20 protein-coding genes are annotated in these 20196 nt (G+C 64.5%); 7 read left to right on the top strand and 13 right to left on the bottom strand.

The genetic code is table 11. The features are described 5' to 3' along the window. The first annotated feature begins 722 nt into the window (after positions 1-722). Positions 723-1691: an ankyrin repeat domain-containing protein gene (locus NY78_RS23120; RefSeq protein ID WP_053062198.1), complete on the top strand. Its 969-nt coding sequence runs from the start codon at positions 723-725 to the stop codon at positions 1689-1691. Between the two features lie 226 nt (positions 1692-1917). Here NY78_RS23120 and NY78_RS11855 read toward each other — a convergent pair whose 3' ends face one another. Next, positions 1918-2181 carry a hypothetical protein gene (locus NY78_RS11855; protein WP_231583971.1) on the bottom strand — a complete coding sequence of 88 codons (264 nt, stop codon included), beginning with the start codon at positions 2179-2181 and terminating at the stop codon, positions 1918-1920. 348 nt (positions 2182-2529) lie between these two features. Next, the gene (locus NY78_RS11850; RefSeq protein ID WP_043636079.1) at positions 2530-3021 is read right to left on the bottom strand and encodes a PH domain-containing protein; all 492 of its coding nucleotides are present in this window, start codon (positions 3019-3021) and stop codon (positions 2530-2532) included. 185 nt (positions 3022-3206) lie between these two features. Between NY78_RS11850 and NY78_RS11845 the strand changes: the two genes are divergently transcribed. After that, entirely contained in the window at positions 3207-4073 is an 867-nt protein-coding gene (locus NY78_RS11845; protein WP_043636076.1) for a DMT family transporter, read from the top strand. A 35-nt stretch (positions 4074-4108) separates the two neighbouring features. Continuing rightward, a complete protein-coding gene (locus NY78_RS11840) occupies positions 4109-5410 on the top strand; it encodes a phenylacetate--CoA ligase family protein (protein ID WP_043636074.1) in 1302 nt (433 codons plus the stop codon). Positions 5411-5605: 195 nt separating this feature from the next. On the opposite strand, the gene NY78_RS23115 is transcribed toward NY78_RS11840, so the two are convergent. The 6 genes from NY78_RS23115 to NY78_RS11810 form a co-directional block, all read right to left on the bottom strand. Then, positions 5606-7027 carry a tetratricopeptide repeat protein gene (locus NY78_RS23115; protein WP_053062197.1) on the bottom strand — a complete coding sequence of 474 codons (1422 nt, stop codon included), beginning with the start codon at positions 7025-7027 and terminating at the stop codon, positions 5606-5608. 326 nt (positions 7028-7353) lie between these two features. Beyond that, positions 7354-8127 carry a bestrophin-like domain gene (locus NY78_RS11830; protein ID WP_043636071.1) on the bottom strand — a complete coding sequence of 258 codons (774 nt, stop codon included), beginning with the start codon at positions 8125-8127 and terminating at the stop codon, positions 7354-7356. Positions 8128-8264: 137 nt separating this feature from the next. Beyond that, a complete protein-coding gene (locus tag NY78_RS11825) occupies positions 8265-8966 on the bottom strand; it encodes a DUF1847 domain-containing protein (protein ID WP_043636069.1) in 702 nt (233 codons plus the stop codon). A gap of 4 nt (positions 8967-8970) precedes the next feature. Next, entirely contained in the window at positions 8971-9216 is a 246-nt protein-coding gene (locus tag NY78_RS11820; protein ID WP_043636067.1) for a Nif11-like leader peptide family natural product precursor, read from the bottom strand. A gap of 117 nt (positions 9217-9333) precedes the next feature. Further along, the gene (gene argC / locus NY78_RS11815; RefSeq protein WP_043636065.1) at positions 9334-10386 is read right to left on the bottom strand and encodes an N-acetyl-gamma-glutamyl-phosphate reductase; all 1053 of its coding nucleotides are present in this window, start codon (positions 10384-10386) and stop codon (positions 9334-9336) included. A 13-nt stretch (positions 10387-10399) separates the two neighbouring features. Further along, positions 10400-10711 carry a DUF1844 domain-containing protein gene (locus NY78_RS11810; protein ID WP_043636064.1) on the bottom strand — a complete coding sequence of 104 codons (312 nt, stop codon included), beginning with the start codon at positions 10709-10711 and terminating at the stop codon, positions 10400-10402. Positions 10712-10890: 179 nt separating this feature from the next. Between NY78_RS11810 and pyk the strand changes: the two genes are divergently transcribed. After that, positions 10891-12327: a pyruvate kinase gene (gene pyk / locus NY78_RS11805; RefSeq protein WP_043636063.1), complete on the top strand. Its 1437-nt coding sequence runs from the start codon at positions 10891-10893 to the stop codon at positions 12325-12327. A gap of 81 nt (positions 12328-12408) precedes the next feature. Continuing rightward, the gene (locus NY78_RS11800; protein ID WP_231583985.1) at positions 12409-13023 is read left to right on the top strand and encodes a MarC family protein; all 615 of its coding nucleotides are present in this window, start codon (positions 12409-12411) and stop codon (positions 13021-13023) included. 403 nt (positions 13024-13426) lie between these two features. Here the strand turns inward: NY78_RS11800 and NY78_RS11795 are convergent, their stop codons facing one another. After that, positions 13427-14809, bottom strand: coding sequence for an MFS transporter (locus NY78_RS11795; protein ID WP_043636059.1), 1383 nt, complete (start codon positions 14807-14809; stop codon positions 13427-13429). Between the two features lie 188 nt (positions 14810-14997). Between NY78_RS11795 and phoU the strand changes: the two genes are divergently transcribed. Together phoU and NY78_RS11785 are read left to right on the top strand one after the other, a co-directional pair. Then, positions 14998-15654: a phosphate signaling complex protein PhoU gene (phoU, locus tag NY78_RS11790; RefSeq protein ID WP_043636056.1), complete on the top strand. Its 657-nt coding sequence runs from the start codon at positions 14998-15000 to the stop codon at positions 15652-15654. Between the two features lie 212 nt (positions 15655-15866). Further along, positions 15867-16280 carry a response regulator gene (locus NY78_RS11785; RefSeq protein WP_043636053.1) on the top strand — a complete coding sequence of 138 codons (414 nt, stop codon included), beginning with the start codon at positions 15867-15869 and terminating at the stop codon, positions 16278-16280. Here NY78_RS11785 and NY78_RS11780 read toward each other — a convergent pair. The 4 genes from NY78_RS11780 to trpB form a co-directional block, all read right to left on the bottom strand. Beyond that, the gene (locus NY78_RS11780) at positions 16261-17361 is read right to left on the bottom strand and encodes a hybrid sensor histidine kinase/response regulator (RefSeq protein WP_043636051.1); all 1101 of its coding nucleotides are present in this window, start codon (positions 17359-17361) and stop codon (positions 16261-16263) included. The two genes, NY78_RS11785 and NY78_RS11780, sit on opposite strands and share 20 nt — an antisense overlap. Positions 17362-17414: 53 nt before the next feature. After that, the gene (locus tag NY78_RS11775) at positions 17415-18026 is read right to left on the bottom strand and encodes a LysE family translocator (protein WP_043636048.1); all 612 of its coding nucleotides are present in this window, start codon (positions 18024-18026) and stop codon (positions 17415-17417) included. A 137-nt stretch (positions 18027-18163) separates the two neighbouring features. Beyond that, positions 18164-18934, bottom strand: coding sequence for a tryptophan synthase subunit alpha (gene trpA, locus NY78_RS11770; protein ID WP_043636045.1), 771 nt, complete (start codon positions 18932-18934; stop codon positions 18164-18166). Further along, the gene (trpB, locus tag NY78_RS11765; RefSeq protein WP_043636432.1) at positions 18931-20115 is read right to left on the bottom strand and encodes a tryptophan synthase subunit beta; all 1185 of its coding nucleotides are present in this window, start codon (positions 20113-20115) and stop codon (positions 18931-18933) included. The genes trpA and trpB overlap by 4 nt, the downstream gene beginning before the upstream one ends. Between the last annotated feature and the right edge of the window lie 81 nt (positions 20116-20196).

Below are 20196 nucleotides of genomic sequence, written 5' to 3'. Positions count from 1 at the left end.
CTATTGTTTTTGAGATGAGTCTGCCGTTACTGCACGAGCAGGTTCCTGCTCCAGTTTGCCCTCCGTCAGAACAAACGGCAACGGTTTGCACGGCTGGGCCTGTTGGGCCTTGTGGTCCGGTCGCTCCCGTTGGACCTTGCGGACCTGTGGCTCCAGCATTGCCATCGTTGCCTTTCTTTGCCAGGAGTGTCCATTGGAGGGGGTATGTGTTCGGTTGATTGCCCTTGTTCTCATTTTTCAGACTAAACCAACTTGAGCCTGCATAGAAAACAACGTCGTGAGCTGAATACTTTTGGCTGATGCTCCAGTCTCCTTTGAAAGTCATAAATGCCGTGCTGATAACATAGAATCCATCTGTCGCATGGATTTTGTTTGGCATAGTTGCGATCAGTATTGTGAGAAAAAGGGTGAATATAATTGACAAAGATGCTATTTTTGTTGTTTCCATAGGTATACCTGTCTGCATGAGTGGCCTTATGTATGTATAAAATCAATTAGTTGCATCGCAAATATTTAAAGTAGAGCGCTGAAGGGAGCACAAGAGGATTGCGGCAAGTAATCGTATTTTGATATGCAACTGTCAATCATTTGGTGTTGGTTATAGGTTATCCTTGTTTTTGTCAATCAGCTGCGCCGAGGATGTTGACTTGTGAGCTGCGTGGGCGGGAATATGCGCTGAAATGGTTGGAGTTCAGAACTCAGCCATCCACCGATAGGAGCTTATGTCCGACCTCTCCCCCTGCCTGTCCTGCGCCGTCGATTATCTGACCTTTCTGGTCCGGTATCCGTCCTTTGACGCCCTGTATTGGGATTGCCGCTACGGCTTTTGGGCTGTGCCTGTGGCCTTGCTGGTCGGCTGGCCGCGCCAGGGCCGCTCCTTGGTCCGCTGCCTGGGCCGGGCTTTTGTTGCCGCCATGGCCCTGCTCGTGCCGCTCAACCTGTACCGGGGGTTTCCGGTCCCGGCCTGTGAGGGGCTCATTGCCCTGACCGGGCTGACCGGTCTTTTGGCCGCACTCACCTGCTCTCTGGCCCGGCTGGCCTGCCGCCGGCCTGTTGCCACGGCGGCCCTGGTCGTGGTCGTGCCGCTGGCCGGGGTGGCCTGGAGCGTATTCACCCTGGCCGGGGATTTCGCCCGCTGGCCTGCCCATCTGCTCGGAGCGCCCATGACCAGCCTGGAGCAGGCCGTCAATCGGGGCGATCTGGCCCGGGCGGCCGAACTGGCGGCGGCCGGAGCATTGGCCGCCCCGCGCGCGCCCCACGCCGTCCCCTATGCCGTCCAGGCCGTCACAGGCTGGGGCGATCCGGTCAACACGCTGCGATTGCTTGGTGCCTGGGGTGCCGATCTGGACGCGGCGGCTCGCGGCGGCACGGCCCTTATGGCGGCGGTTCGGCTGGGGGATATCCGGATTGTGCGGTTTTTGCTGGAAGCCGGCGTTGCTCCAAACCGCCAGGACGCCGCAGGCCGCACCGCCCTGCACAGCCTGCAACCAGTCCACCCGGAGCCGCTCGACAAGACCGTGCTCGACCGGGACGATCCGGCGGCCATTGCCCGGCTGCTTTTGGCCTACGGAGCCGATCCGGCCATCCTTGACCAGGGGGGCAAAACTCCGGCCGGGGCCGCCCGCGACCGGGGCCTTGCCGCTGCGGCAGCGGTCCTGGAGGCGGCCCCGCCCCCGGCCGCAGCACCATGACCCTGCGGCCCTGCGGGTCACTGTTTTCCTGGAGCACACGCACCGCTTTCTCGTGCCCTCCGCCAGCCTCCTCCAAAAAATGACGCCGCCACCGCTTGGCCAAACAAAACCCGGGGCAGGACATGGCGTCCCGCCCCGGGTGGTTCACTGTCTTTGTCCTGTCGCCGCACCGCTTCGGCACTACGACCTCAAACCGGGATGAGGCCATCCCGGTCAGGCGCGACCGTTACTTCCAGCCTGATTCCTTGTCGCAGGCGGCCTGTTCGGTCGGATGCGTCTTTTCCCAGGCCGAAATGGACAGGGTTTCGTTGTCGTCCATCTTGTTGTTCATGCAGGTGCAGTATTTGGTGATGACTTCAATGGAGACTTTTTCATCCTTGTTGTCGGCAATACATTTGGCCACCCATTTGGCGTCGTCCGAACCGGCAAAGGCCAGGGTGGTCGCACAAAGAGAAGCAAGAATGGTGAGCGTCAACAATGCGTTCTTCAATTGAAAAGCCTCCATGAAATAGTGTTTTGTAATGCTGTTGCTTGTCCGTCAGAATCATACGAACACCGAGAAGCATGGGTTTCTGTTCTGGTTAGATTGTCTGGCGCACGACACTTTGAATTGTGACTGCATCTTGTCCGGATACAACGCCTGGACAGTCCCCGATGGTTTCCTCCATCACACAGGAATCATGATCGGGCAAGTGTTTTTTTAATTGAACTTATTGCATGTTTAACTGTTTTAATGGTAACAATGAAGAGTGCTCGTCGCCACGCACGTGTACACAACCATGGCGCCAGAGAACTGTTGGCTAAAAAGGCCACACGAGAGCGTCGGCCCTGCCGACGTTTAATCGCCAGGGGCCGCTGTCGGGCTTGGTTCGGCCTGGCGCAGGGCGCTTAAGAATCCATCCGGGTCGGCCGGGCTGACGACCAGGGCATAGCCCAGGCGGGTGGGCACATAGACCGCCCGGGCCTTGTCCGTCACGAAGACCAGCGCCTTTTCCCCGTCGACGAGCCGGTACCAGCCGGCGGCCAAGCCCGGCAGCCCGACGCCGTTGGTGCGCCATTTGAGGCCCTTGGGGCCACCCGCCCCAAGATTGAGGCGCATGGCCCCGGCCACGTCCACCTGGCCCAGCGGGATGTCGCGGCCGTAGAACCCGCCCCGGGCGGTCAGCATCCCCTGGCGCAGCGCAATCTCGGCGGCGGCAGCGCCGTTTATCATGTGGGAAAGAAAGAAAAAAAGCCCCACCCACAGGATGAGCATCCCGCCAAAGAGCGCCGTCAGCCAACCGGTTTTGAACGCCGCCGGCGCCAGCGGAAAGACCTGCCCCCATTCCATGCCTGCCTCCGGGCGGCGGCGAGCCCGTCCGCCGCGTGTTTTGCCTAATGTGTGGCCCAAGCCGTATGGTTTGGCAACCGCTGCTGCGCCTCGAACCGGTCCGCGCCGCTTGCCCTGGAGGCCCCGCGTCTGTACCGTGCGCCAAAACGGCCCGCGCGGCCGGGCACAAGGCGGCACGGCGGCGCATGAACTGGTTTTTTCTGTCTCTGGTTACGGCCACGACCCAGGCGGTCAAAGACACCTTCCTCAAATCGGCCATGGGCCGCACCGACCCCACCCTGGCCATGCTCCTCTACAGTTCCGTGGCGGCCGCCTTTTTATGGGTCTTTGCCATAGGCTCGCCCGAGGTCGTTTTCGCCCCGGCCTTCTGGCCGCTGCTCCTTATTGGCGGCGCGTTTGGCGGCATCACCTTCTGGTTGTACGGGCTGGCCCTAAACCGCGGCGACCTGTCCCTGGCCCTGCCCATGCTGGCCTTTACCCCGCTGTTTCTGCTCATCACCTCGCCGCTGACCCTGGACGAATTTCCCCGCCCCGGCGGCCTGGTCGGCATTGCCCTGGTTGCGGTCGGGGCCTACGTGCTCAATCTGCGCGAACGCCGCCACGGCATTTTCGGGCCGATCAAGGCCCTGGTGACCAATACCGGCACGCGCCTGATGCTGCTTGTGGCCGTGGTCTGGAGCATCGGGGCCAATCTCGACAAGCTTGGCCTGCAGGCCTCCTCTCCGGCTGTGTGGGCCGCCAGCATCTATACCGCCAGCGCCCTGGCCCTCATTCCTTTTGCCGCCAGGCGGCTGCGCCGGTCTGTGGGCGAACTGCCCGGTTTCCCCTTTGCCATAGCCACGGCCGGGCTGCTGGAGGGAATCGGGCTTTTTTGCCAGATGCACGCCCTGCCGCTGACCCAGGTGTCCTACGTCATCGCCGTCAAGCGCCTGAGCATCATCCTGGGCGTGCTCCTTGGCGCAGTGGTTTTTCACGAACAAGATCTGGCCCACCGCCTGCCCGGCGCAGCCGTCATGGTCGTGGGCGTTTTCTTTATTGCCGTTTTCGGATAAAAGCCCCCACCGATCTTGCTTCCCCGGAGCCGTTCATGACCGCACACCGTTTTTTACCGCACCTGACCCCGGAATCCCTGGCCGAAAAACAGGCCGCCGGACTCAACTGGACCTGCCGCCACGCCTTTGCCGGCAACCCCGTCTATCGGGAACGGCTGGCGTCGGTTGGGTACGAGCCGGGCCAGACCCTGACCCTGGACGACCTGACCCGGCTGCCGGTCACCACCGTCGAGGACCTGCGCCAGGGCTATCCGCTGCCGCTGTTGTCCGTTCCCGAGGAGAAGGTCGTTCGCATCCACGCCTCTTCCGGCACCACGGGCAAGCGCAAGATCCTGGCCTATACCCAGCGCGACATCGACGTCTGGAAGGAGATGTTCGCTCGCTGCTACGAGCTGGCCGGGCTGACGACGCTCGACCGGGTGCAGATCGCCGTGGGCTACGGCCTGTGGACGGCCGGGGCCGGCTTTCAGCTCGGCTGCGAGCATTTCGGGGCCATGGCCCTGCCGGTCGGGCCGGGCAACATGGAGATTCATCTCCAACTGCTGGAAGACATGGGCGCGACCTGTCTGTGCTCCACGGCCTCCATGGCGCTCCTTTTGGCCGAAGAGGTCCACAAGCGCGATCTGCGCAAGCGCATCAAGCTCAAAAAGGTCATTTTCGGGGCCGAGACCCACACCGACAAGATGCGCCGGCGCTTTGAGAAGTGGCTCGACATCGAGGAGAGCTTTGACATCACCGGCATGACCGAACTCTACGGTCCCGGCGCGGGTCTGGAATGCTCGGCCCACGACGGCATCCACTATTGGGCCGATATGTTCATCCTGGAGGTGCTTGATCCGGTGACGCTGGCCCCGGTGGCTCCCGGGGAAGTCGGCGAAATGGTGGTGACCTCGCTTTGCAAGGAGGCCGCGCCGCTTATCCGCTACCGCACCCGCGACCTGACCCGCCTTATGCCCGATCCCTGCCCCTGCGGCCTGACCCTGCCGCGCCACGACCGGATTCTCGGGCGCTCCGACGACATGTTCGTCTTTCGCGGGGTCAATATCTATCCCGGCCAGATCGCCAGTGTCTTGTCGACCTTTAAGGACGTGGACAGCGAATTCCAGATCCGCCTCGTGCGCCGCGACGGCCGCGACCAGATGGTGGTGCGGGTGGAGCGCAAGCCGGACGTGAACCCGGAGCAGGACCAAAACCTGTCCGAGGCCATTTCCATCGAGATGCGCAAGCACCTCTTCGTGCGCGGCTGGATCGACATCCTGGCCCCGGGCGCGCTGCCCCGCAGCTTCGGCAAGACCCGGCGGGTCATCGACGACCGCAACGGCATCGAGGAAGAGTAAGGCCCGGAAGCGCGACGGGCGGGCTGGGCCTTGCCCTGGACCGCCAGGGTGTTGTCCGGACCCGCCGGGGAGGCCCCGGCCCCTCCCGCATGGGCAAGGCCTGTGTCCCGCTGCGAAAAAGCCCCTGTCGACGGTTGCTCGACAGGGGCTTTTTTTGAGGCTGCGGGTGGGAATTGGGGCGTGGCCGGGACGATCTTAAGCGGGTTTGCCAAAGACCAGGGCGCAGCCGGTCACGGGCGCGTCATCGCGGTATTCATGCACGCCCAAATGGCGCGCCGCCAGGGTGAAGCCGGCCTGTCCGGCCCGGTCGATGACCGCGTCGATGTCGTGCAGGTAATAGGCGGCCGGCGTCAGGCTGTAGGCCTGCCCGGTTCCGGGAAAGAGCGTCAAGGCAAGCAGGCCGCCCGGGCGCAGGGCGGCAAAGGCCGCAGCCAGGATCGGGGCCAGTTCGCCGATGTAAATAAACACCGCCGCCCCCAGGATCAGGTCGTATTCCTCCCGGCCGCCGCCCAGAAACTCCGCGACGTCGCCGCAGACCAGGCGGTCGTAGAGGCCCTTGGCTCGGGCCAGCTCCAGCATGGCCGGGGACAGGTCCACCCCGTCCAGGCGCGTGGCCATCGGGCGCAGCATGGGGGCGCACAGGCCGCTGCCGCAGCCGGCGTCGAGCACCGCCAGCCCCGAGCGTTCGCCCGGCACCTCGGCCAGGGCCGCAGCCAGCAACTCCGGGGCCGCGTAGCCGCGTTCCCCGGCAGCGCTCTGGTCCCAGAGCCGGGCCTGCCCGTCGTAGACCCGGCGCACCCAGGCCAGGGGGGCGCGCTCCGGGGCCGGCTCCAGGCCAAGGAGGGCAAGCTGGGCTACCGCGCCAAAGGCATCTTCGGGATCAAGCTCCAGGCAGCGCCGGAAATGCCTTTCGGCGGCCGGGATATCCTGCCCGGCCAGGGCCGCCCGGCCGCAGAGGAAGGACTGCCAGGCCGACTGCGGCACCGCCTGCAGGTGTTCGGCCGCCGCGTCCGTCCGGCCGGCCTCGATGAGCAGCTCGGCCAGCTCCAACCGGGCCGGGACCGTGTCCGGCCCGAATTCCACGGCCCGGGTGCAGGCCTTGATGGCGTCCTCGGGACGCTCCAGGGATTTGAGCGCCCAGGCCGTGTGCAGCCACAGGGTCGGATCGTCCGGCACAATGGCCAGGGTTCCGTAGAAACACTGGAGGGCCGCTTCCGGGTTGCCCGTCTCCAGGTGGAGCAGGCCCAGGGCGTGCCGGGGTTCGGCGTATTGCGGCGAACACGCTGTCGCGCGGCTGAAATCGCGGGCAGCCTCTTCGATGCGGCCCAAGGCCAGACAGGCCCGGCCATGGTCGAACAGGGCCTCGGCATAATCCGGGCGCACGGCAATGGCCCGGCCGATCAGTCCGACGGCCTTTTCCGGGTCGCCGCCCTCCAGGGCGCACAGGCCAAGGAGATGCAGCGCGCCGTCGTGGCTGGCGTTTTTCGATAAAATTTTGCGGTACAGCGGGGCGGCCTGCTCGCTTTGGCCCCGTTTGTGAAGGGTGAGCGCCTTGGCGTAAAGCGTCTCAACCGTATCGTGGCGGGCGCGCCCGGATGCCTTGTGACCCTGTCGCATTGAATCTCCATGCTGTCTTGGGGTTGCGTTTGGCCCGCTGCGCCGCCTGGGCCATTGTGCCGCTGCCGGTTCCTCGGGGAGGAGGGCCAGGGGCGGCTTGCCGGCGACCGCAGACCGGTTGGGCGTCGGGCCGTTTGGGAGCTGTTGGCGCGGGGCAGCATACGTTCCCGGACCGGCCCTCGTCAAAAGCCATTTATGCGCCCGGCTGTCCCGGCCGGGCGCGGCCTGGGACCGGACCCTTCATGCGGCGGGGCGGCTTTGCCTGTGCGGTCGGGGAGAACGCTGCCCGGGAAACTGGCGCGGGGCAAGCGCCCGCTCCCTCCCGGTCAGGGGCGGGGCTGGCCCGACAGGGCCGTGACCCGCTGGAGGGCGAAATCAAAGGCGGACACGTCGATATTGACGATGCCCACAAAGGGCGTGTTGAGATCGATGATGGCGGTGATGACCAGCAGAATCATGACGAACATGGGCAGTTCAAAGGCGAGCTGGGTTTTCCGGTTGGGCACCCGGGTGAGCCAGGTCTTTATGAGCATGACATAGTAGCCGACGACGATGAGGCTGAAAATCATGGGGTGCAGGTTTTCCGTGGCCTTGATCCGCCGGGTCAGCCGGCATTTGGTCATGTCGCTTAAATCTTCAAGCACCAGGTGGTGGATGGCCTCTTCGTTTTTGGCGGTCAGGGCGACTTTGTAGGCCGCATTCCAGAGGGCGTCGAAGGCGTCGGACGCCTGCGGCGACATCCGGCCTTCCTTGAGGGCCGGAAGGTCGTACTCGACCACAGCCTTGGCATAGGCGACCAGCCGTGTTTTGAGGCCCTGGGCGTCGGAAAGGCCGTTTAGGAGCCGGGCCATGGAGATCATGGCCTCGGATTCCTTGCGGGTGTCGTCCTGGACGGTGTAAAAATTGATGAGCAGGGTGACCAGCGCCATGCTGAGGAAAATGGAATAGAGGGAATTAAACAGGCTGTAATTGGCAATGGTTTCGGATAAATACTGGATCGGGGGGGTCTTTTTGCGGGAGGCGGCCACGAGATAGAGCAGGGTCGGCAGGCCAAGGACGACGATGACGGCAGTCTCGCTGGACCAAAAGAGGTTGTACATGACGGATGCGTCCTCGCTCGTCCGGCAATGCGCCGGGGGGCTGCAACGGTTGCAAAAGGCCACCCCGGGGCGGGCCGCATGCCTGGACAGCGGTTTTCGTGTCCTGCAGCCGTGCGCCCGTCGGGATCAAAGCCCGCCTAGGGCAAGGGTTTTTTGAGATACCGATAATAGCTGTCGTAGTGGTAGATCGCGGCCAGGGGGTTGTGGCCGAGCAGCCGGTCCTTGACCGCCAGCACCGTGCCCATGGCTGTGGCGTGCTTGAAAAAAAGCGAGTCATGGCCCACGCACAGGCCAAGGAGGATATTGAACTCGGCGCGCGCTTCGTTAAGGGCCAAAGCCTGGAAGACCGGATTGCACATGGTCTCGTGGCTGGCCTCGGGATCGACCTGATCGGCCGGCCCCAGGCCCAGGAGCGACTTGGGCTTGCCGCCGACCTTGCAGCCGACCGAGGCGACGTCAAAGCCGTTGGTGGTCAAAATTTCATGGACCACGCCGGCCTCGGCCCGAAGGCCGATGCAAAAGGCCAGCCCGAGGCGGCGGTAGCCCATGCGCCGGGCGAACTCCACGATCTCGACGATCCGGGGCTTGAGCGGCACGACCGCTCCGTAGCCGGCCTCACGGCCGCCATAGCAGCTCGCTTCCTGGAGCGAGGCCTGCCGGGCGAATTCGCCGCAGGGCTCGGCCGCCATGCAGGCCACCGAGGTTTCGGCCAGATCGCGCATCCGAAGCGACGGGCAATCGGCCGGGGCCTTGCCCTTGGCGCTGCGGCACCAGCGTTCGGACCAGTCATAGGGACAGGCGGCGCAACGGGGCAGAGTCGGTTCCGGGGTATCGGGCATGGGGTCAGCTCCGACGCAGGAAATCCCACCAGTTGCGGAACTCGAAAAAGCGTTCGGCCTCTTCCACGGTCTGGCATTTGACGTGGAGGGTATCGATCATGGCGTCGAATTCGTCGTCCGTGAAAAACAGTCCGGCCTCGCGCAACGCCGCCTCGCGAGCCTCGCTGCTTTCGGCCAGATAGAGATTTTTGCGCAGTTCCTTGTCGGTCTCGAAGACCTCAAACAGCCGGCGCACATTGTCCATGGTCATGGCAGAACATCCCCCTGGCAACCCTACCGTCCCTTTGAAAGTTTTGGGGAAGGGAGGGGCGCGGGGAGGGAAACCCTTTTTTCAAAAAGGGTTTCCCTCCCCGCATTGTTTCGCCGCCTAGGGCATCATGGGCGCGAGAAAAAGTCCCGCGTCCACGGGCAGGCCGGACATGAGGTTGGCGCAGGCAACGGCCTGGCCCGATGCGCCCCGGCACAGGTTGTCGATGGCCGAAACGACGATGAGCCGGTTCGTGCGGGGATCGACCACCAGCCCGATGTCGCAAAACATCGTGCCGCGAACGTAACGCGTTTCCGGCAGCTTGCCCACGGGCAGGACGCGCACCCAGGGCTTGTCGGCGTAGTGGGCGGCGTACAGGGCGTGGATGTCTTCCACGGCCAGCACCCGGGTCAGCTTGGTATAGATGGTGGACAGGATCCCCCGGTCAATGGGGAGCAGGTGCGGATTAAACGACAGCGTGATGGCCGCGCCGGCCAGTTTGGACAGCTCCTGCTCGATTTCCGGGGTGTGGCGGTGCTTGCCCAGGTTATAGGCCCGGAAGCTGTCGTGGACCTCGCAAAACAGCATGGCTGTCGCGGCTTTGCGTCCGGCCCCGGATGCGCCGGATTTGCTGTCGGCCACGATGTCGGTCAATTCGATCAGGCCGTTTTTGAGCGCCGGGGCCAGGCCCAGGATGACCGAGGTGGGGTAGCAGCCCGGGTTGGCCGTGAGCTTGGCCGTCTTGAGACGGTCGCTGTTGAGTTCCGGCAGGCCGTAGACCGCTTCGGGCAGCAGGTGCGGGTGGCGGTGATCCTGGTTGTACCAGTCGGCGTAGACGCCGGCGTCGTGGAGGCGGAAATCGGCCGACAGGTCAACCACCTTCAGCCCGGCGGCCAGCAGTTCGGCGGCGTAGTCCATGGCTGCGCCGTGGGGCACGGCCAGGAAGACGAGCTTGCAGGAGGCGGCCAGATCAGCGGCGTCCGGGGCGCTTATGCCCACATCGCCGGCCGGGAAGCCTTCCAGAAAGGGATAGATGGCTTTTAAGGGCTTGCCGGCTTCGGCCCGGGAGGTGGCCCGGGTGAGTTTCAAGACCGGATGGACGGCCAGAATCCGGGCCAGTTCCATGCCGGTGTACCCGGTGACGCCGACAAGACCGACGGGGATGGATTGCATGGCGGACCTCCGGCTATTGCTTTTTGACGAAAATCATTCTCAGGTCGCACAGCAGGCTGGCCAGGATGTCGCCTTCCTCGGCCGTCAGGTTGCCGCGCGTCTTGCAATCGAGCATGGCCAGGATGTCGATGGTGTGCTTGGCCTCGGAAAGATTGCTGATGTACTGGCCGCTTTCCGGCTCCGGGGCTTCGCCCATGAGGACCATGGCCGATTGGGCCAGGGACAAGACAAACGTGATAAACGAGACCGGGGGAAAGCAGGGTTCCTGGCCGGGCCGGTGTCCCTTGCAGGTCCCTTCTCCCTTGTTGTCGGAATCGATGTTCATGTGGCGACGTCCTCCTTGCGCGGGCATTGGGCCTTGTCCTGCGCCGCGCTCCCTATTACATAGGGTGATGACGCAAAACGGCAACCAGCCGGGGGTAGTCTTACCCCAAACCCGTCCGGCTTGCATCCGCTTTTTCCCGGCTTCTCCGGGCGGATGCGGCTTATGACCTGGAGGCACACATGCTGACAAAGATTGTCGCCACCCTTGGACCCGCATCCCTTGCGCCGGACACCATGCGCGAGATGGTGCGCCATGGCGTGCGCATTTTCCGTCTGAATTTTTCCCATGCCGGCGCAGCCTATTTCGCGCCCATCGTTCAGACCATCCGGTCGCTGGAAAGCGAACTCGGCGTGCCGCTGACGGCCATGGCCGATCTGTGCGGTCCCAAGACCCGCATCGGCGAGGTGGCCGCCTCGCCGCGCACGGTGGACAAGGGCGAGGCCCTGCTCCTCGGGCTGCCTGACGAGCGGCCGGATCCGGCCCGGGACGAGCGCGTGTTCGTGTCCCTCGACGTGCCGGAACTGCTGGCCGGGCTGCGGGTCGGCATGCCGGTCAATTTGAGCGACGGCTTGCTGCAGTTCCACGTCACCCGGGAACTCAAGGCCGACCGGCTCTATGAGATCGAGGCGCAAAACGCCGGCCTTTTGTCCTCGAACAAGGGCATCGCCTTCCCGGGCAAACACCATCCCATGCCGGCGCTCACCCCCAAGGACATCAAAGACCTGCACGAGGGTCTCGACGTCGGCGTGGACGCCGTGGCCATTTCCTTTGTCCAGAATGCCGCCGACGTGGTGCAGACCAAGGAAGAGATCAAGCGCCATGGCGTCTGGGCTCCGGTGGTGTCCAAGCTTGAGCGGCAAAACGCCGTGGACAATCTCGACGAGATTTTGGCCGTGACCGACGCGGTCATGGTGGCTCGCGGCGACCTGGGCCTGGAATGTCCCATCCCGCAACTGCCCATCATGCAGAAAAAGATCATCCGGGCCTGCCGCCATGCCCAGCGGCCGGTCATCGTGGCCACCCAGATGCTTCTGTCCATGGTCAAAAACCCCATCCCCACCCGGGCCGAGTCCACGGACGTGGCCAATGCCATTTTGGACGGGGCAGACTGCGTCATGCTTTCGGAAGAGACGGCCGTTGGCGACTATGCCGTGGAAGCGGTCAAGGTCATGCAGCAGATTTCGGAAAACGCTCTGGAGTATTATCTGGAGCGCATCCAGGCCCCGTACGCGCCCAAGCGCGAAAAGAATCCGCGCAAGTTCGTGGCCTATTCGGCCTGCCTGCTGGCTGAAAACCTGGAAGCCAAGGCCATCCTGTGCCACACGGTCAGCGGAGCCAACGCCCGGCTGACCTCGTCGCGCCGGCCGCGCCAGAACATCTACGCCATGACGCCCGATCCGCGGGTCATGCGGTTTTTGAACTTCGCCTGGGGAGTCAAACCGCGGCTGATCGAGTTCGGCCGGGACGGCGAGGCCGACCACATGGAGCGGGTGGAAGCGTTCGTGGATGATTGTCCGGATTTCGCCCCGGGCGAGTCGGTGGTCATTACCGCCGGCCTGCCGACCCCGGGCAATGCCGCGCCGGGCACCAACGAGATCAAGATTTATTGCAAATAAGGCAGGCGGCCGGGGGAGGCGTCAGCAGGAGCCTCTCCCGGCCGGCCAGGCCAAGCGCAAAGGCGGCGACATTTTGTGGAAATGACCTTCCAGCACTATCTCCTCGGCCTTTTTGCCGTGGCCAACAACATCCCGGCCTTGCCGCTGCACATGAACCTGTGCCGGGGCATCGACGTGCCGGGCCAGCACCGCATGTGCTCCGTGGCCACGGGCAGCTCGTTTGTCACCATGGTCGTCTCCCTGGTCATCGGCGCGGCCGTGCTGGAATTTTTCGGCATCTCCATCGCCGCTTTCCGCATTGCCGGCGGTCTGCTCCTGGTCACCAGCGGTCTTGGCATGCTCAAAAGCAAGTGCAACGAGCCCGAGGGCTTCATTCCGGCCACCCTGTCCGAGATGATCCCGCTGGCCGTGGTGCCCATCGCCATCCCGCTGACCACCGGGGCCGGCACCATGTCCACCATCATCCTGTTTGCCGAAAGCGCCGGCTCCATGAACGGGCTGCTCAAAATCGCCGCGGCCATCGGCGGCGTGAGCGTGGTCAACTACCTGACGTTTTTCTATTCCCCGGTCATTGTCCGTTTTCTCGGCCACACCGGCATGGATATTTTCACCAAAATCTTTGGCCTCATTACCCTGGCCCTGGGCATCCAGTTCATCATCACGGGGCTGGCGGCCGCCTTCCCGGCGCTGCATTAGTTTCGCATCAGCGAAGTTCGTTTTTTCCAACGACACGGGACAATACCCGAGAAGAGTTGTTTTTTTAATATTCTCGTATTGTTATGAGAAGCTGCCCGACGTTGCCACGAGCAACCCACGGCAAGAACCCCCCTCTCCAAACTTCTCCCGTTGCAGGGGGCCGGGAGGATCATCCCCGGACCCCTGCAACGGTGGTTCCCGTCAAACTCAAAGACCAGTTGTCACGACCCCGGGCTCTTCTCGTCTTCTCTTGCGCAACTTTCGCGCATCGACCTGACAACGCACCCGGTCAAAACAAACGAACCCCAGGTGGGATTCCAAAGGGGTCACCCCTTTGGCCGCCGGAGGCATCTTCTGTCTCTGTCTCCGTTTCTGCCTTTTCTTCTCTCGCTCTCGCTCTCGCTCACCGCGCGCCCCCGCGCAAAAACGACACGATCACTCCCAGGCAGGAATAGGCGGCAAAGGCGATCAGCCCCACCCGCATGCTGGCGACAAAGGCCGGCAGCGTCCCGGGGTTGATGGTCGCATCGCCCATGAAAACGGCAAAAACCAGGGTGACGCTGGTCATGGAGACAGCCATGCCAAGCGTACGCATGCTGGCCACCATGCCCGAGGCCAGCCCGAACTGGCGTTTTTGCACGCTGCCCATGATGGCGGTGGAGTTGGGCGTGACAAAGACGCCAAAGCCCGTGCCGATCACGGCCAGTTCCAGGACGAGCAGCCACAGCGGGGTTTCCTGGCCGATGCTGGCGGCTGCGGCCAGCAGGCCGACGGCGCTTATCCCCGCGCCGATGGTGGCCAGCCGGGCCGGGGCCATGCGCTCGGTCAGCCGGCCGGCCAGGGGCGAGGCCAGTACCTGCATGACCGGCTGGGCCAGGAGCACCAGCCCGGCCAGACGCGGCGGCAGGCCTTTGGCGTATTGCAGATACAGGCTCATGAGAAAGGTGATGCCGAAGGTGGCGGCATAGTTTCCAAGGGCGGCAAAGCAGCTCAGGGTGAAAAACCGGTTGCGCCGCAGCAGCCCGACATCGAGCAGCGGACTTTGGGTGCGGGCCTGCAAGCGCAAAAAGACCGCCAGCCCGATGACGCCTCCGGCGATCATGGCCGGTCCCAGGGGCAGTTCCCGGGCATGGGCCGCGCCAAGCATCACCAGACAGACACTGGCCGCGTAGGCCAGGGCGCCGGGCCAGTCCATGGTTTCGTCCGAGGCGTCGCGGACTTCGGGACGGACGCCAAACAGGCACATGGCCGTGGCGGCCAGGCCCAGCGGGGCGGACATGAGAAAGACCGAGCGCCAGCCGAAATGGCCGGTGACGTAGCCGCCAAGGACCGGCCCGACCGACAGGCCGGCATAGGTGAAGGCCGAGACAAGGCCGATTTTGCGGCCGCGCATCTGGGGCGGATAGGCCGCCGCCACCATGGCCAGGGACCCCGAGAGCATCATGGCCGCGCCAAGGCCCTGGAAAAACCGCTGGATCATGATCATGACCACGGACTCGGTAAACCCGAGCGAGCAGGTCAGCCCGGTGAAGAGCACCAGCCCCGGCAGCATGACCCGGCGCTGGCCCACGATGTCGCCCAGGCGGCCGAAGGCGAGCATGGCCATGGCCAGGGAGACGACGTAGAGTTGTTCGACCAGCCCAAGCTGCATGGCCGAGGCCCCGAGGTCGCGTCCAAGCGACGGCAGGGCCACGCCCACGGCGGTCAGCATAAACGGGGCCATGAACTGGGCGATGCAGACAGTGGCCAGGACCATGGCCGGGGAGCCGGATGCGGCACGGGACATAGGGGCATCCTCATCACGATTTTTCGGTGGGTGTGGGCTTTCCCGCAGCCGGCGTCAAGCGGCGGCTGGCCGGCGTGGGGACTGCCGCGCGGGGGTATGTGACATTTTGGCGCCCCCCTTGCCAGTTTCCCTGGCGGCGGGTAGTCTTTTGGGTCAGACCGGCAACCAGCCGACTGATGGGGGAGCGTGTGGAACGTATTATCGAGGCCGATCTCCAGCGACTGAAGACCGAAACCCTGACCGCTTTTCACATGGCCCAGGCCGCCGTAGACAAGGCTGTGCGTTCGGTTTTCGAGCGTGACCCGGCCCTGGCCGATGCCGTGATGACCGGCGACGCCGCCATTGATGTCCTGGAATGCGCCCTGGACGCCGAAATCCTGCGCATGTTGGCCCTGTATCAGCCCGTGGCCAGCGATCTGCGGGCCATCGTCGGCTGTATGCGCTGCGTGGGCGACATCGAGCGTATTGGCGATCAGGCGGTCAACATCGCCGAACGCGGGCTGATCCTGCTGGAGCTGGACGCGGTGCCGCCGCCGCCCAAGCTCGAAGAACTGGCCGAGGCCACCCGGGATTTCCTGGCCAACACCGCCCTGTGCTTCAGCAACCTCGACATGGTCATGGCCAAGCGGCTGTGCGAGGAGTCCGACGAAATTCTGGAGCTCAACGTTGCCATCCTCAAAGAGATGACCGAGATCATCCGCGACGCTGCCCGGCCGGTGGAGCGGGCCGTACAGATCAGTTTCATCGCCCATGGCTTAAAGCGCGTGTGCGACCAGTGCACCAACATCGCCGAATCCGTGGTCTTTACCCGCGAAGGGGCCTGCAGCCGGCATCGCTGCGACTAGCGCCGGGTCGGCATCCCCGGCGCGGCGAAAGCGAGTCGCGCGGACCGACAAGGACCAGACGGCGTTTGGCGGCAAGGGCAGGGCAGCCGCTTGCGGGCCACTGCCGCACCCAGGCCGCCCGAAGCAGCCTGGGTGCGGCCAACCCGTCCGGGGCATGGAAATTTTTCGGCCGTCGGGCTATCCTCCGTACCTGCTAGCCAAGGAGGCGGCCCGTGAGCGTTCCCAAGAAGATAGCCATCCTCGTGGTGGACGACCAGCAGCCCATGCGCAAGACCATCGCCTATATCCTGCGCCAGCTGGGCATCAAAGACATTCAGTTCGCCGAAGACGGTGACGCGGCCTGGAAACATATCAATGAAACCAGGGTCGACCTCGTCCTGCTCGACTGGAACATGCCGCGCCTGTCCGGGCTGTCGCTTTTGGAACGCATCCGCAAAAGCGAAACCTTTGCCAAGTTGCCGGTGATCATGGTCACGGCCGAAGCCAACACCGACCATGTGCTCACGGCCATGCAGGCCGGGGTGACCGACTACGTGGTCAAACCGTTTTCGCCCAACACCTTGCTTAAAAAACTTGAAGACGTCTGCGCGCACAGTCCAAGCCTCATCAAGCTTTCGGTAGGCTGACCGTCACCATCGTGCCCTGGGCCTCGCTGGTGGTCATGGCGATGTCGCCGCCGTGGACCAGGGCGATGCGCCGGGCCGAGTAGGTGCCAAGGCCCGTGCCTTTGGTCTTGCCGGCCGTGGCGTACTTCTCGAAAAACCGTTCCCGCACGCACTCCGGCACCGCCCCCTGGTTGGCTATGGCGACGGCGGCCATGTCGCCGGCCTGGCGCAGGTCCACCGCCACCCGCCCGCCGTCCGGCGAGGCCTCCACGGCATTGGCCAGCAGATTGGCCAGCATGGAATAGCACAACAACTCTTCCCCACGCACCATGAAGCGTTCTTCCGGGCCGGCCGGGCGGCCGTCCAGGGTCAGTTCCAGGGCCAGGCCGTGGGTTTCGGCCGTGTCGGCGTGGGCGGCAAAGAGCTTGCGCACGGTGGGGATGAGATCGACGGCAACCGGGGCAAGGCGGTACTGGCCGCGCTCCATCTGAAACAGGGCGGCCGAGAGGTTGACCATGGACAGCATGGTGTAGCCGGCGTCTTCAATGAGCGAGAGCATGTCGCGCTGGTCGTCGTCGAGGTTCTCGGCCAGCCGCAGGACTTGCGGCAGGCTGATGATGGTGGTCAGCGGCGTTTTGAGGTCGTGGCGCATGATGCGCTCGACGTCGTCCTTGAGCCGGGCGTTTTCCAGGGTCACCCGCAGCAGTTCCCGGTCGGCGGCGGCCAGCCGGTACTGGGTCAGCGCCGCGTCCAGGGAACGGGCAAGGACGGGCGGCGGGCAGGGTTTGGTCAAAAAACGGAAGATGTGGCCTTCGTTTATGGCTTCCATGGCCGCGTCAAGGTCGCCGTGGCCGGTGAGCATGAGGGGGACGGCGTCCGGGGCTATGACCTTGGCCCGGCGCAGAAATTCCACGCCGGACAGGCCCGGCATCCGCAGATCGGAGATGATGACGGCGTAGGGACCCTTTTCGGCCAGGGCGATCAGGCCCTCTTCAGGACCAAGAGCCGTGTCCAGGTCGTAGCAACGACCCAGGCTGCGGCGCAGGGAAGCGAGCACCGAAGGGTCGTCGTCCACAAAGAGGATTTTGGCGCACTGGGGCATGGCACATCCTTGCATGTTGCCTGAGCCATACCTCAAAGCCCGGGTGAGGGGAATTATCCGGCCGCGAAAAAGGCCGCGCAGATCCAGATGACCACGGCCATCAGCCGGAACACCCGCCGCAGGGCCACTGGCGAAGCCAGAACCCGGACCAGCCACGACCCGAACACGGCGTAGGCCATCATGCCGCCAAAGCCGATCAGGCAGACCGGCGAAACGAGCAACGCCACGCCGGCCGCATCCGGCATGCCGGCAGCGGCAAACGGCGGCAGCATGGCCGACAAAAAACCCCAGGCCTTGGGGTTGACCGCCGCAACGAGCAGCCCCTGGCCGAAAAGCCCGGTCAGACGGGTGGTGGGCACACCATCGGCCGGCAGGACAAGCCGGCACGGGGCGCGCCACAAGCGCAGCCCCAGCCAGGCCAGGTAGGCTGTGCCGGTCAGGCGGACCAGCCGCAACAGGATCGGTTCCCGGGCCAGGAGCGACAGGCCAAACAGGATGGCCGTCACTTGCAGGCCGGTGGCGCAGGCGTTGCCAAGGGCCGCCGCCGCCACCGGCCGGGGGCCGTGGCGCATGCCAAGGGTCATGGCTTGCAACATGGCCGGGCCAGGGGTGGGCATACTGGCGGCCAGGGTCAGCAGATAGGCGAGATAGGTTTTGGTCGTCATGGCGGCTTCCCGCGACAGGAAAGGCTGCCCGGCCGGGTCGCATGCCGGCCGGGAGCCTTGGACCGCCCGCCCGCGCCCCGCCCCAGGAAAGGCCGGGGACGGGACGGCAGGGAGGCGGTCGCCTGCATCAGGGGCGGTCAGCTGCGCCAGCGGAGCATGAATTCGGCGGCCGTGCCGCCGGCTTTGATGTGGGCGATAAGGGCCGAACCGAAAACCACACCGTCTACGAGATCGCCGAAGGCGGTCAACTGGTCCGGGGATTTGATGCCAAAGCCCAGGGCCACGGGCACCTTAAAAAGCCGGCGCACGGCGGTCAGGCGCTCCTTGATCTCGGTCGGCAGGGATTCGCGCATGCCGGTGGTGCCGAGCACCGAGACAAAGTAGACGTAGCCGCGCGCGTCCTTGGCATAGGCGGCCAGCCGTTCCTCGGAGGTGTTGAGTCCAACCAGCGGGATCAGGTCCAGGTTGTGCTTGTCCAAAGCGGCGCGCAAGGGACCGGATTCCTCCAGGGGCACGTCGGGCACAATAAACCCGGACACCCCGGCGGCGGCGGCGTCCTCGGCCAGCTGGTCCAGGCCGTATTGCAAAAACGGGTTGTAATAGCCCATGAGCACGAGTCCGGCCCGGTACTGGCCTTTGCGCTTCTCCAGTTCGTGGAGCAGCCAGGACAGGCAGGTGCCGTTAAGCAAACAATCAAGCGAGGCCTGCTCCACCACCGGCCCGTCAGCCACGGGGTCGGAAAAGGGCACGCCGATCTCGATGATGTCGGCTCCGCCGGCATCAAGCGCCGCCAGCTCGTCGAAAAACCGCTCCTTGTCCGGAAAGCCGCCCGGCAGGAAGGGAATGAGCGCCTTGCGCCCGGCGGAGAGCGCCTCCAGCATGCGGGTGGTCAGAAGAGACTGGCTCATTTCGCGCCTCCCGGCTTGTTTGCATAAGACTCGATGATGTCGAGGTCCTTGTCGCCGCGCCCGGACAGACAGACCACCACCTGCGATCCCTTGGGGATGTCCGAGGCCGGATTCAAGGCCCAGGCCACGGCGTGGCAGCTTTCCAGGGCCGGGATGATGCCTTCGCGCCGGCACAAGGCCTCAAAGGCGGCCAGGGCCTGGCTATCCACGGCCACGTCGTAGCGCACCCGGCCCGAGGCCCCGAGCGCGGCGTGTTCCGGGCCGACGCCGGGATAGTCCAGGCCGGCCGACACCGAGTGGGACGGCTGGATCTGGCCCTCGGTGGTTTGCAGCAGCATGGTGCGCATGCCGTGGAGCACGCCGGGCGTGCCCAGGCTGATGGGCGCGCTGTGGTAGCAGCCCGGCTCGCCCGTGCCGCCGGCCTCGACGCCGATCAGCTTGACCGAGGCGTCGGGCACGAAATGGTGGAACATGCCGATGGCGTTGGAACCACCGCCGACGCAGGCCACCACGTAATCCGGCAGCCGGCCCATCTTGCCCAGGCACTGGGCCCGGGCCTCCAGCGAAATAATCGCCTGGAACTCGCGCACCAGCAGCGGAAACGGATGCGGCCCGGCCGCCGTGCCAAAGCAGTAATGGGTGGTGTTTTGCTCGGCGATCCAATAGCGCAGCGCCGCGTTGATGGCGTCTTTCAGCGTCTTGGTGCCGGACTCGATGGGCACGACCGTGGCCCCAAGGAGCTTCATGCGCCGCACGTTGTGGGACTGGCGCACCACGTCCTCGGCCCCCATGTAGACGATGCAGTCCAGGCCAAGCATGGCCGCAGCCGTGGCCGTGGCCACGCCGTGCTGGCCGGCCCCGGTTTCAGCCAGCAGCACTTTTTTGCCCATGTACTTGGTGAGTAAGCCCTGGCCCATGGTGTTGTTGATCTTGTGCGCGCCGGTGTGGTTCAAATCCTCGCGCTTGAGCCATAGATCAAAGCCCAGCTCCTTGGACAGATTGGGGCAGCGATAGAGCGGCGACGGCCGGCCGACGTAATCCGCCAGCAGCGCCTTCAATTCCGTCTGAAAGGCCTCGCTCGGCACAATGGTGCGCATGGCCTCTTCCAGTTCCAACAGGGGCGGCATGAGCAGTTCGGGCACGAACTGTCCCCCAAAATCGCCGTAATAACCTTTTTTCATGATGAGGAGTGCCTCCGGCGGCCGGGGAAACCTTTTTTTGAAAAAAAGGTTTCCCCGGACCCCTTCCCAAAAACTTTTAAC

The organism is Desulfovibrio sp. TomC (assembly GCF_000801335.2).
Taxonomy (GTDB): domain Bacteria; phylum Desulfobacterota; class Desulfovibrionia; order Desulfovibrionales; family Desulfovibrionaceae; genus Solidesulfovibrio.
This window is presented reverse-complemented; position numbering and strand designations above follow the sequence as displayed.